Origin of the sequence: Achromobacter sp. GD03932, from assembly GCF_029839485.1 — a bacterium.
GTDB classification, from domain to species: Bacteria; Pseudomonadota; Gammaproteobacteria; order Burkholderiales; family Burkholderiaceae_B; genus Achromobacter; species Achromobacter bronchisepticus_A.
In genome coordinates this window covers 81079-93355 of record NZ_JAOCAT010000003.1, presented here as the reverse complement: position 1 = coordinate 93355, position 12277 = coordinate 81079, and the positions used below count along the sequence as shown (strand labels likewise).

Sequence of the window (12277 nt, the reverse complement as noted above, 5' to 3'; positions counted from 1 at the left end):
GAACCCGGCGTTTTGTCCCCTTTGCGCCGCGGGGCCTTTTCTCACTGTAGCCCATGCGTATCCTGATCGCCGAAGACGACAGCATCCTGGCCGACGGCCTGTCCCGCTCGTTGCGCCACAACGGCTATGCCGTGGATGCGGTGCGCGACGGACTGGCGGCCGATTCGGCGCTGGCGGCCCAGGCATTCGACCTGCTCATCCTCGACCTCGGCCTGCCGCAACTGGCCGGGCTGGAAGTGCTGCGCCGCCTGCGCGCCCGCAATTCCGCCCTGCCGGTACTCATCCTGACGGCGGCCGACAGCATCGAACAGCGCGTCAAAGGCCTGGACCTGGGCGCCGACGACTACATGGCCAAGCCTTTCGCGCTGTCCGAGCTCGAGGCCCGCGTACGGGCCCTGACCCGGCGCGGCGCGGGCGGCGGCGCCACCATGATCAAGCACGGCCGCCTGCTGTTCGACCAGACCGGCCGCGTCGCCATGGTCGACGACCAGACCCTGGACCTGTCGGCGCGCGAAGTCAGCCTGCTCGAGATCCTCCTGACCCGCAGCGGCCGCATGGTCAGCAAGACGCAACTGGTCGACCACCTGTGCGAATGGGGCGAAGAGGTCAGCACCAACGCCATCGAGGTCTACGTCCATCGCCTGCGCAAGAAGCTGGAACCCAGCGGCGTGAAGATCGTGACCGTGCGCGGCCTGGGCTACTGTCTTGAGCGGGACCAGGGTGCGGCGTACCTCGCAAGCTGAAGCGGCGCCGCCGGAAGCGCTGAACCAGGAAGCACTGGATGTCATGCGGGCGGGGGCCAAGGGCCCGAGCTTCGCGCCGCCGCAGCGCTCCCTGCTGGGCGAAATCCTCGACTGGATGCTGGCGCCGCTGTTCCTCCTGTGGCCGATGAGCGTGGCCATCACCTATGTGGTGGCCCAGAACATCGCCAACGTGCCCTACGACCGCGCGCTGGCCAACAACCTCCATGTACTGACCTTGCAGGTGCACGCGCAGGACGGCCGGGCCGTGCTGAAGATGACCAACACCGCGCGCGAGGTGTTGCACGCCGACGAGACCGATAGCGTGTTCTGGCTGGCGCTGGGCAGCCGCGGCGAATACCTGGGCGGCGACCGCGCCCTGCCCCTGCCGTCCACCGTGGGCCAGCCCCGCCCCGGCGAAGTCCAGTACGAAGACGCGACCTTGCGCGGCTTCGGGGTCCGGCTGGCGTTCACCTGGGTGGACCTGCATCTGCCCGATACCCAGCCGGCGCTGCTGATCGCCGCCGAAACCGTCGAAAAGCGCACGCAACTGGCCAACGACATCATCAAGGGCGTGATCATTCCGCAGTTCGTGGTGCTGCCTGTCGCCGTGCTGCTGGTGTGGTTCGGGCTGTCGCGCGGAGTGGCGCCTTTGAATGCGCTGCAGCAGCGCCTGCGGGCCCGCCGGCCCGACGACCTGTCGCCCATCGACGAGCGCGCCGCCCCCACCGAGATCGCGCCCCTGGTGGCCGCAATGAACGACCTGCTGGATCGGCTTTCGTCCAACGTGCAGGCGCAGCGCCGCTTCGTCGCGGACGCCGCGCACCAATTGAAGACCCCGCTGGCCGGCCTGCGCACGCAGGCCGAACTGGCCCTGCGCGACGCCAGCCCCGAGGAAATGCAGTCCAGCCTGCGCCAGCTCGTGACCGGCTCCGAACGCGCCACGCGCCTGGTGAACCAGCTGCTGCTGCTGGCCCGGGCCGAGAACCCCAGCGCCATCGGCATGACGCGCACGGACATCAACGCCATTGCCTACGAACAGGCCATGCACTGGGTGCCGCAGGCGCTCTCGCTGAGTACCGACCTGGGCTTCGAAGGCTCGGACCAGCCGGTGGAGATCAACGGCAACCCCCTGCTGCTGGCCGAACTGCTCAACAACCTGGTGGACAACGCGCTGCGCTACACGCCGCGCGGCGGCCACATCACGGTCCGTGCGCAGGTCCAGGACGGACACGCGGTGCTGGAGGTGGAGGATTCCGGGCCAGGCATTCCGCCCGAGGAACGCGAACGCGTGTTCGACCGCTTCTACCGCGTGCTGGGCACCCAGTCCGACGGCAGCGGCCTGGGTCTGGCCATCGTGCGCGAGATCGCCCAGAAGCACCAGGCCAGCGTCGAAATCAGCGATCACCCCACGACGTATTCGAACCTGCCCGGCATGCGGATCCGCGTGATCTTTCCGCTCTACGCTGAGTTGTCAGACCTCTCCGACGTCTCCTAGGACTATCCCTAGCCCCCCAGGGAGACGTTACTTTTGGTTTCAATTTTAAGACTCAAGTAAGTATCCCGTCAGAACCTCGTCAGCCTCACCCCCCAATGTTGCATATAGCTCAATGTCGGCTCGCCGGCGGCGGGCGCAGCACGGCGGACCACCGCCGGCCATAAAACCGAGGAGACATCATGAGCACAACAACCATGGCAGGCCGCGGTCCATCCGCGGATCCGCGCCCGATGACCAAGGATGAACGCCGCGTCATCTTTGCGTCGTCGCTGGGCACGGTTTTCGAGTGGTACGACTTCTATCTGTACGGCTCGCTAGCCGCCATCATCGCGCAACACTTCTTCTCGGGTGTGAACCCCACCGCGGGCTTCATCTTCGCCCTGCTGGCGTTTGCGGCCGGTTTCGCCGTGCGCCCGTTCGGCGCCCTGGTTTTCGGCCGCCTGGGCGACCTGGTCGGACGTAAGTACACCTTCCTGGTCACGATCGTGATCATGGGCCTGTCCACGTTCCTGGTCGGCGTGCTGCCCAGCTACGCCAGCATCGGCCTGGCCGCTCCCGCCATCCTGATCGTCCTGCGCCTGCTGCAAGGCCTGGCGCTGGGCGGCGAGTACGGCGGCGCGGCGACCTATGTCGCCGAGCACGCGCCGCATGGCCGCCGCGGCTTCTACACGTCCTGGATCCAGACCACCGCGACCCTGGGCCTGTTCCTGTCGCTGCTGGTCATCCTCGGCATCCGCACGTTCATGGGCGAAGACGACTTCAAGGCCTGGGGCTGGCGCATTCCGTTCCTGATCTCGGTCGTCCTGCTGGGCATCTCGGTGTGGATCCGCCTGCAACTGAGCGAATCGCCGACCTTCCAGCGCATGAAGGAAGAAGGCAAGGGTTCCAAGGCGCCGATCGCCGAATCGTTCGGCCAGTGGAAGAACCTGAAGGTCGTGATCCTGGCGCTGCTGGGCCTGACCGCCGGCCAGGCCGTGGTCTGGTACACGGGCCAGTTCTACGCCCTGTTCTTCCTGACGCAGACGCTGAAGGTCGACGCCAACACCGCCAACATCATGATCGCGATCGCGCTCCTGATCGGCACGCCTTTCTTCGTGATCTTCGGCGCGCTTTCGGACAAGATCGGCCGCAAGCCCATCATCATGGCCGGCTGCCTGATCGCCGCGGCGACGTACTTCCCGATCTTCCAGGGCATCACGCACTTCGCCAACCCGGCGCTGGAAAAGGCCCAGGCCACGGCCCCGGTCACCGTGATCGCGGACCCCGCCACCTGCTCGTTCCAGTTCAACCCGGTAGGCACTTCGTCCTTCACCAGTTCTTGCGACGTGGTCAAGTCGTTCATGGCCCGCAACTCGGTGAACTACAAGAACGAAGCGGCGCCGGCCGGCTCGGTCGCCAAGGTCAAGATCGGCAACGACGAGTTCGCCTCGTTCGACGGCAAGACCATGGCCCCCGCCGACTTCAAGGCCAAGGCCGCCGAACTGGACAAGGCCCTGACCACCGCGATCCGCAGCCACGGCTACCCCGCCAAGGCTGATCCGGCCCAGAGCAACAACGTCATGGTCGTGGTGCTGCTGACCATCCTGGTGATCTACGTGACCATGGTGTACGGCCCGATCGCAGCCATGCTGGTGGAAATGTTCCCGACGCGCATCCGCTACACGTCGATGAGCTTGCCGTATCACATCGGCAACGGCTGGTTCGGCGGCTTCCTGCCCCCGGTCGCCTTCGCCGTGGTCGCGGCCACCGGCAACATCTACGACGGCCTGTGGTACCCGATCATCATTGCAGTCATGACCCTGGTCATCGGCACGCTGTTCGTGCGCGAATCCAAGGACAACGACATCAACGCTTAAAAGGCCATCCCCCGCCGGACGGGACTGCTGCGCCCGCCCGGCCTTTCAAAAGCTCCTTATGGAGCTTTTTTTTTGCGCGCAATCAAGCAGGATCCGCCCCCAGGGAGCGAGCGGGCTAAAAAGAGGCCCGCACTTTCAGGACCATGTCAGACCCGCCCCATTAGACTGGGTGCTCAGATTACGGCCTTGCGCCAGATCGACCGACGATTGATCCCCCTGTCGGACGATTGCAGGGCCAGTGTTCTGACACCGATACCGCGTTCCCCGCGAGCCTTTTATGACGCGGTATTGCGTGCTCCCGTACCGGCCCGGCCCTCAATGAGCCGGGCCGCTTTTTTTTATGCCGCGCACGTGAAAATGGCGACCTCTCGGTCGCCATGATCGAATCCTGCCGACAGCGGTCGCGGCCGCCCGCAATCAGTGGCGCATGCCCACGCCGATTGCCACCACGCCGGCCACGATGGCCGCAATGCCGGCCCAGGCCGGAATCGCCACCGACTTCTCGGTCTCGGCGGTGGCCTTCACCGAACCGATCTGCAGCACGGTCTCCTCGGACTTGTAGTTGAAGCCCTTGTAGGCCAGGGCGGCGATGCCCAGGACGATCAGAATGGCGCCGATGATCTTCATTTTTTATCTCCAGTTCGACTTGCTGCGCGGACAGTAGCGCATCGGCTCGCCGCTGTCAGTGACAGAAGGTGTCGCATCACGCTGCGGTATTGCCGCACTTCGGCAAAGCGGCCGCGTCGTATAGAATCAACCCTTTTGGCCGACGCTCATGTGGTTCAAGAATCTCAAGATTTATCGCCTCTCCTCGCCGTGGACGCTGGTCGGCGACCAGCTTGAAGAAACGCTCGCGCGGCATGCCTACCAAAGCGGCAACAACCTCGAAATGCAAAGCCTGGGCTGGGTTCCTCCGCGCGAGAACGGCGGCCTGGCGCATGTGGTCAACGGCCAGATCCTGCTGAGCCTGCGCGCCGAAAAGAAGCTGCTGCCGGGCACCGTGGTGAACCAGGTTGCCAAGGCCCGCGCCCAGGAAATCGAAGAGCAGCAAGGCTACAAGCCGGGCCGCAAGCAGATGAAGGAAATCAAGGAGCGCGTCACCGACGAGCTGCTGCCGCGCGCCTTCAGCGTGTACCGCGACACCCGCGTCTGGATCGATCCGCAGAACCATTGGCTGGTGATCGATGCGGCCGCTTCGGCCAAGGCCGACGAAGTCATCGGCCTCCTGGCCAAGTGCGTGGATCCCTTCCCGCTCGAAAACCTGTACGTGGCGCAGTCGCCGGCCTCGGCCATGACCGGCTGGCTGGCCGAGGACGAGGCTCCGGCCAACTTCTCGATCGACCAGGACACCGAGCTGCGTTCGTCGGGCGAAAGCGGCGCGGCGATCCGCTACGTCAAGCACTCGATCGACGCCGATGACGTGCGCCGCCATATCCAGTCGGGCAAGCAGTGCACCCGCCTGGCCATGACCTGGGCCGACCGCATTTCGTTCGTGCTCACCGAAGGCCTGGACGTCAAGCGCGTCGCGCCCCTGGACGTGCTGAAGGAAGGCAACGAAGGCGTGGCCGCCAACGACGACGAGAAGTTCGATTCCGACATGATGCTGATGACGGGCGAACTGGCCAAGATGATGGCCGAGCTGGTCGACGCGCTGGGCGGCGAAAAGAAGGTGTAAGCCTCAGGCGCCCTGGCGCCAGGCAAACCGCGGGCCGCCCTTGACCGGGCGGCCTTTTTCATGCGCGCAAGCTGGGCCTCAGGCCGCCACGGCCCGGTCGCGGCCGGCCTGCTTGGCCTGGTACAGCGCCTGGTCCGCGCGGTCGATCAGATAGGCATAGTCCGGATGGCCGTCGAAGGTCGCCACGCCGATGCTGGCCGTGATGTGCAGCGGCGCTGCCTCGGGAATGGTGAAGACATGGCGGCGGATCTCCGCGCCGAGCTTCTCGGCCGTCGCCAGCGCGGCCTCCTGTTGCGCATCCACCAGCACCACGAGGAATTCCTCGCCGCCGTAGCGGAACACGAAATCGCTGGAGCGGCACGATTGATGCAGCACTTCCGCAAACTGGCGCAACACCTGGTCGCCGCCGGAATGGCCGTGCTGGTCGTTGATGGCCTTGAAATGATCGATGTCCAGCAGCAGAACGGAGAACGAGCTGCGCTGGCGCCGCGCGATCGAGATTTCGCGCCCGACCACCGAGGGCAGGAAGCGCCGGTTCAGCACATTGGTCAGCGGATCGCTGCCGCTCTCGATCTCGGCCACCATATCGAACAAGCCGTTGAGCAAGTGCTTGATGCGCGCCACCAGCTCCTGCAACTCGCGCACGTGGTCCGGCATCGAAGCGGCGAGACCCTGTTCTTCGCCGCGCATCAATTGCGGCAGCACTACCCCGTCCAGCTGCGCGACGGCGTCCGTGATCTGCTGCAGGCCCGGGGCGCTTTCGAACATCGCCCCGCCCTTGTGCTGCAGCCACAATCCGAATTCCGAGGCCGCCAGCCGCGGCAGGCTTTGCCCCGGCGCGCGGTAATGCAAGCCGATCAGCACCGACTGGCTCCACTCCAGCAAGGCGGCGCGCTGGCGTTCGCGTTCCGTGGAAATGTTCTGCCCCAGGGCGAAGAGACGGTAGGCCTCGTCGTTGCGGGCGCCGCGGCTGATGTCGCGCATGAAGGCGCGGCTCATCTGCTCGACCGCCAGGTCGAACAAGTTGCACACGTACTGGGTGGCGACCGACGCGGCCATGCCGTCCAGGTCGCTGGCGCGCAGGCGCAACGCGATCTCGTTCTTCAGGATGCGGGCGCCAGCCATCACCAGATGGATCGGGATGTGGACGCGGGCGTGCACCTCGCCCACTTTTTTCTGCGTGGCCATCAGGGCGGCGATATCGCCCTGGTCGCGCACGCACAGCAGCCCCTTGAGCCAGCGGGTCATGCCGGCATGCAGGCGGCTGGACACGATGTCGTGGGACAGGCGGGGGCCGGCCTCGGCATCGGCCAGCAGCGTGGAATAGAAGGCGTCGACCAGGGCGGACAGGCTGTCGCCCACCACCGCGGCGACCTGCCCGCGCGTATAGGCGTCAACCGACTGGTAGACCGCTATCCAGGCCTGCTCGTCGGACGCGCTCAGGTAGCACGCCTGGCCGGATGAGCCGGCGTGACGATCGGAAGTTGGCGGAACGCCAATACTGCTTGTAGACATAGATAATCCGTCCGCAGGCCCCACGGCGTGTCCGGAAACGACACGCGACAGAAAAAAAGCCAGCGCGGATTATGCTTGAAAACCCCGCGACCAGGCCGCGCAGGGGCCTGGTTCAGAGGGGTATTCGGCCCGGAGCCGCGCGCTTATTCGAGTCCGTGAAAGGCGGAATCGTCCGGACCGACGTGGGAGGGATGCTGCCAGGTCACGTCGCGCAAGGAATGCTGCACCAAGCCTTCCACGCCCAGCAGCACCGCGAAGATCGCCATGCGGATGGGGATGCCGTTGTCGGTCTGGCGGAAGATGGCCAGGCGCGGATCGTGGTTCAGGTCCACGCTCAGGTCATTGGCGCCGGGACGGCTGTCGCGCGGCAGCGGGTGCATCACGATGGTATCGGGGCCGCAGTAGGCGTCGATGATGGCGCGGCTGATCTGGAAGTCCGGCGTGTAGCCTTCGTTCTCCTCGTTGGCGAAGCGCTCTTTCTGCACGCGCGTCGCGTAGATCACGTCGGCGCCGGCCAGGCCTTCGGCCAGCGTGCTCTTCTGCTCGATGATGTTGCCGTTGCGGCTGGCCTGCTCGATGATGTAGGCCGGCATTTCCAGGCCCTTGGGCGACACCAGCGAAAACTTCACATTCTTGTACAGCGCCATCAACTTGATGAGCGAGTGCACGGTGCGGCCGTACTTCAGGTCGCCGACCATGGCGATGTGGGCGCCGTCCAGCAGTTTGCCCAGGCGCGAGAACTCGGTCAGGATCGTGTACAGGTCCAGCAGGGCCTGGCTGGGATGCTCGCCGGGGCCGTCGCCGCCGTTGACCACGGGAATGTTGGTGGCGCGCGCGAATTCGGCAACCGAACCCTGGTCCGGATGCCGGATGACCATGGCGTCGACGTAGCCGCTCATGACGCGGCTGGTGTCGTAGATCGACTCGCCCTTGGCCATGGACGAAAACGTGAAGCCGGTGGTGTCGCAGACCGAGCCGCCCAGGCGGCAGAACGCGGAACCGAAGCTCACGCGGGTACGGGTGCTGGCCTCGAAGAACAGGTTGCCCAGCACCGCGCCTTCCAGCACGCGGGACACCTTCTGGCGGCGGGCAATGGGCTGCATCATGTCGGCCACGCGGAACAGGTCCTCGACCGATTCGCGGGTGAACTGGTCCACCGACAGCAGTTGGTGCTTGCCTTCCACCGCGATGCGGTCACGCAGCGGGCCTTCTTGTACGCTTTGCGTATATTTTTCCAGCAAGACGCCGTTCTGGACGATTTCGCTGACGAAGCGCTGCACCACTTCCGGCATGGCGCGGAATTCCTGCGAGCCCTCAGGCAACAGCCAGGTATCCAACGCGCGGCGTTTGACGCCGATGCGGGTTGCGAACACGTCGCGGGTGAGATTCAGGCGTCGCATGGCGTCGCGCAGGAAGGCTTGCTGGGAAATGGTCATGACGGGCCCCGAACAGGAGATTTATATACGCACTGCGCATATTATTCTCAACACAAATTCAAGTCCAACACTTTTGCGCACACGGGTTTACCCGCAACTAACGTCTCACGTAGGCGGTAGTCGTCTGGGGCGCATCCGTGATCGCCTGTCCCGCCGCCAGCCAGCAGGCGGCGCAGAAGGCGAGCGCGCTGATCAGATAGCAAACCATGGCCAGAAGCTGCGCGGGCCAGTGGGCGCGCGTCAGATGTCCGGTGTAGCCCTGGCGCAACAGGCTGACCTGCACCAAGTAAGCAAACAGGATTCCGAGGCAGGCGGCCAGCAGGCCGCCCAGCAACAGCGCCAGCGGCAGCTGCAGATCCGGCGCGGCGATGTCGCCGCCCACTACGCCCAGCGAAAAGCCCGTCAGGATCAGCGCCGCGCCGCCATTGAGCCAGCCCAGGAAGCGAAACGCCCCCGCCAGTAGCGAGAACGACAGGCCGCTGGCGCGTATCTGCTGGGCGCGGGCGTCCACGGATCAGCCTTCCCCGCCCTTGCGGCAGACCGGCGTGGCGCTCTGGATCGAGGCGCGGGCAGCGGCGATTTCAGCAGCGTCCCAACGCCCCTCGCCCAGCACCGTGATGGTCACCTTGGACGTCGACGGCGTGGCGGTTTCGGCGGCGATCAGTTCCAGCACCTTGGCGGGCTCCGTCACCTTATAGAGCTGCACCTCGTCCGGCGCCCCCTTTTCACCCTTCACGTGGCGCCAGGCATAGGCGACGTTATACGCGTGCTGCACTTGCACGTGGCAGGTGCGCACGTACTCGCCGGCCCGGCGGAAAGCCGCTTCGTAGTTGGTATTGACAGTGAAGGTCTCCGTCAGCACGGCATCGGATTCGTAGACCCCTTTGCTCGCGCAGCCGGCCAACAAGGCCGCAAACGCCATTCCCAACCACAAAGACTTGCGCATGACACTTCCCACGATCGAATTCAACTCCTCGAATTATGCCAGGGGGAAGAGTCCTCGCGACGCCCCCGCCTGCTGCCCTTCCCCCGAAGCCGGGCGTCAACAAAAAAGCCGCGAGAGGGATGCCAAGGCATGTCTCGCGGCTTGCGGGCCGGATTGCGGCGCAGGGAGCGAAGGCCTACTTGGTGGCAGCACCCTCTATCTTCTCGCCGCCCCGCTGGATGTCCTTGCCTGCCCCCGCTACGGTGTTGCAACCGGCCGAGAGCGCGGCGATCGAAAGCAACATGACGAGAAAGACTTTGTTCTTCATGGACATCTCCTGTCTGGGCTTGGAAAGTGAAGTCAGCATACCCCAAAGACCCTCATTTGCGCACCGGCCAGACCGGACGCCGCGGCTGCCGCCATGAGCGCCAGACCCAGGACCAAACGCCGTTGGAAAGGCTTGCGTTCGCCTGTCGCGCAATTAGCGCCAATCGATTAGGATGCGGACATGACCAAGAAACACACATCGCAAAGCGCCGGTTCGGCTCACCAGAGCTGGGGCTGGGAACAGCCGCAATGCCGCGGGCAGGCGGCTTTGGCGCTCTTCATCGACGATCTCCATCGCATTTTGCAGGCGCATGCCGCCGGCAAGCTGGCTGAAAGCAGCACGCTGGCCGACGCGCAGCAGAACGTGAACGAATTGCTGGCTCGCTACAACGAAATTGGCGCCGCACCGGATATTTTCCTCGGCCAATCGGTCGAACTCAAAGAGGGCGTCGACCGCGATGGGGTATCCCATACGGTACCGATTTTTTCGGCGCGCCTGAAACAGTCATTGGTATCGATGCTGGGCCAAGGCCCGGCCTGAAACGCCGCCCGGCTTGCCAGCAGGCTCAGGGCCATAACCAGAACAGTCACCGCAGGAGACCGCACAATGAAGAATACCGACAACGTCGTAGAGTTCCTGCGCCTGCTGTCGCTGGATGTCTCCCTGGGAGCCGCCGCCCAGCATGCGGCCAGCCAGGCGGACGCGCCGCTGGCCCTGGCCCGCCTGGCCACCGCTCACGGCTTGCCTTGCAATGCCTCGGACTGGTCGGCCTTTGCCCGCAGTTGCCTGGACAGCTCCGACCTGACCGAGCAGAACGCCATCCCCGAAGAAGCCACCATCTGGCAGCTGGTGCAGGACCCCGCGCACGGCACGGACATTCCTGCCAGCGCGATTACCCGCGTCATCGGCATCGTCACGCAACCGGAAGGCGGCGAGCCCGTGGTGGGCCACGTCGTCGGCGATCTGGCGCCGCGCGCGCCGCTGGGCCTGGCGCCCTACTCCTCGGGCTCCTGAGCCCTTGCGGCCTCAGGCCCCTGGCAACGCCCGCCCGCCAGACCGCAGAAACGCCATGACGCCGGCCGCGGCGACCACGCCGCTCGCCATGCAGGCCGTCAGCAGATAGCCGCCTGTCGGCGCCTCCCAATCCAGCATTTCCCCTGCGCAGAACACGCCAGGGATTTCGCGCAGCATCAGGCCGGAATCCAGCGCGGCGAACGACACGCCGCCCGCGGTGCTGATCGCTTCGTCCATGGGCCGCGCCCGCAGCAGACGCAGCGGCAAGGCCTTGATGCGCAGGCCCAGGCGCTCGGGGTCGCGGAAGTCTTCCACCGAGGCGCATTCGCGCAGCAATCCCGCCTTGACCCCGGTCAGCCCCAGCCGGCTCTGCAGATGGCTGGACATCGAGCGCGAGCCGCGCGGGTGCGTCACCGCAGCCATCACCTTTTCCTGCGACCAGTCCGGAGCCAGGTCCAGCATGGCGATGGCATGGCCCTGGGCGTCGATCCGGTCGCGCAGCGGCGCGGACAGGGCGTAGACCAGGCTGCCTTCTATGCCGGTTTCCGACACGACGAACTCTCCCTGACGGGCGGGCGTCACGCCGGCTGCGGTTTCGCAGGCCATGGCCACGGATTTCACGGGCTGTCCCGCATAGCGTTCGCGGAAATGGTCCGACCACGCCACGTCGAATCCGCAATTGGCCGGCCGCAGCGGCGCGACGGCAACGCCGTGCAATTGCAGGCCGTCGACCCAGGCGCCGTCCGACCCCAATTTGGCCCAACTGCCTCCGCCCAGCGCCAGCACCACGGCGTCTGCCGCATAGCGCTGCTCCCCCTCGGGCGAGTCGAAGCGCAGCGCGCCCGCGCCAGGCCGGGAACCCGCCGGCCATCCCAGCCAGCGGTGCCGCATATGCAAGCGCACGCCGCTGGCGCGCAGCCTGGCCAGCCAGGCCCGCAACAGGGGCGCCGCCTTCATTTCCTGGGGAAACACCCGGCCGGACGAGCCCACGAAGGTCTGGATGCCCAGGCCATGGGTCCATTCGCGCAAACCGCCCGCGTCCAGCGCCTGCAGCCAGGGCGCGACATGGGACGCGCGGTCGCCGTAGCGTGCCAGAAACGGTTCGGCCGGCTCGCTGTGGGTCAGGTTCAAGCCGCCCCGCCCCGCCATCAGGAACTTGCGGCCGACCGATGGCATCGCATCGAACACATCCACCTGCACGCCTTGCGCGCTCAGGCGCTCGGCGGCCATCAGGCCGGCAGGACCGCCGCCAATGACGGCGACGCGCGCGACAGCCGGGCTCATGGCGAC

At 65.8% G+C, this 12277-nt stretch carries 13 protein-coding genes; 6 read left to right on the top strand and 7 right to left on the bottom strand.

Going from position 1 to position 12277, the window contains the following annotated elements; genetic code table 11:
- Positions 1 to 53 precede the first annotated feature (53 nt).
- From N5C88_RS03745 to N5C88_RS03735, 3 genes are all read left to right on the top strand, one after another.
- A complete protein-coding gene (locus N5C88_RS03745; RefSeq protein ID WP_013392535.1) occupies positions 54 to 743 on the top strand; it encodes a response regulator transcription factor in 690 nt (229 codons plus the stop codon).
- Positions 744 to 858: 115 nt separating this feature from the next.
- Positions 859 to 2238 (top strand): sensor histidine kinase, encoded by a 1380-nt coding sequence (locus tag N5C88_RS03740; protein WP_118933365.1) that lies wholly within the window; start codon positions 859 to 861, stop codon positions 2236 to 2238.
- 179 nt (positions 2239 to 2417) lie between these two features.
- Positions 2418 to 4094 carry an MFS transporter gene (locus tag N5C88_RS03735; RefSeq protein WP_118933344.1) on the top strand — a complete coding sequence of 559 codons (1677 nt, stop codon included), beginning with the start codon at positions 2418 to 2420 and terminating at the stop codon, positions 4092 to 4094.
- 417 nt (positions 4095 to 4511) lie between these two features.
- Here N5C88_RS03735 and N5C88_RS03730 read toward each other — a convergent pair whose 3' ends face one another.
- On the bottom strand, positions 4512 to 4721 hold the full coding sequence (locus N5C88_RS03730; RefSeq protein WP_280014708.1) for a hypothetical protein: 210 nt from the start codon (positions 4719 to 4721) through the stop codon (positions 4512 to 4514).
- 148 nt (positions 4722 to 4869) lie between these two features.
- On the opposite strand from N5C88_RS03730, the gene N5C88_RS03725 reads away from it, so the two are divergent.
- Positions 4870 to 5769 carry a recombination-associated protein RdgC gene (locus tag N5C88_RS03725; protein WP_054451049.1) on the top strand — a complete coding sequence of 300 codons (900 nt, stop codon included), beginning with the start codon at positions 4870 to 4872 and terminating at the stop codon, positions 5767 to 5769.
- 78 nt (positions 5770 to 5847) lie between these two features.
- On the opposite strand, the gene N5C88_RS03720 is transcribed toward N5C88_RS03725, so the two are convergent.
- The 5 genes from N5C88_RS03720 to N5C88_RS03700 form a co-directional block, all read right to left on the bottom strand.
- Positions 5848 to 7284 carry a diguanylate cyclase gene (locus N5C88_RS03720; RefSeq protein WP_059379228.1) on the bottom strand — a complete coding sequence of 479 codons (1437 nt, stop codon included), beginning with the start codon at positions 7282 to 7284 and terminating at the stop codon, positions 5848 to 5850.
- Positions 7285 to 7427: 143 nt separating this feature from the next.
- A complete protein-coding gene (locus N5C88_RS03715; RefSeq protein WP_054451047.1) occupies positions 7428 to 8720 on the bottom strand; it encodes an aspartate carbamoyltransferase in 1293 nt (430 codons plus the stop codon).
- A 97-nt stretch (positions 8721 to 8817) separates the two neighbouring features.
- Positions 8818 to 9231 carry a hypothetical protein gene (locus tag N5C88_RS03710; protein WP_280014707.1) on the bottom strand — a complete coding sequence of 138 codons (414 nt, stop codon included), beginning with the start codon at positions 9229 to 9231 and terminating at the stop codon, positions 8818 to 8820.
- A gap of 3 nt (positions 9232 to 9234) precedes the next feature.
- Entirely contained in the window at positions 9235 to 9666 is a 432-nt protein-coding gene (locus N5C88_RS03705; RefSeq protein WP_059379232.1) for a hypothetical protein, read from the bottom strand.
- Positions 9667 to 9841: 175 nt separating this feature from the next.
- Entirely contained in the window at positions 9842 to 9973 is a 132-nt protein-coding gene (locus N5C88_RS03700) for an entericidin A/B family lipoprotein (RefSeq protein ID WP_042792633.1), read from the bottom strand.
- 180 nt (positions 9974 to 10153) lie between these two features.
- Here N5C88_RS03700 and N5C88_RS03695 point away from each other — a divergent pair, with 180 nt between their 5' ends.
- Both N5C88_RS03695 and N5C88_RS03690 read left to right on the top strand, forming a co-directional pair.
- The gene (locus N5C88_RS03695; protein WP_059379234.1) at positions 10154 to 10513 is read left to right on the top strand and encodes a hypothetical protein; all 360 of its coding nucleotides are present in this window, start codon (positions 10154 to 10156) and stop codon (positions 10511 to 10513) included.
- Between the two features lie 66 nt (positions 10514 to 10579).
- On the top strand, positions 10580 to 10987 hold the full coding sequence (locus N5C88_RS03690) for a hypothetical protein (RefSeq protein WP_118933345.1): 408 nt from the start codon (positions 10580 to 10582) through the stop codon (positions 10985 to 10987).
- A gap of 12 nt (positions 10988 to 10999) precedes the next feature.
- Here the strand turns inward: N5C88_RS03690 and N5C88_RS03685 are convergent, their stop codons facing one another.
- Positions 11000 to 12271, bottom strand: a complete 1272-nt coding sequence (locus tag N5C88_RS03685) for a TIGR03862 family flavoprotein (protein ID WP_280014706.1) — start codon at positions 12269 to 12271, stop codon at positions 11000 to 11002.
- Positions 12272 to 12277 lie beyond the last annotated feature (6 nt).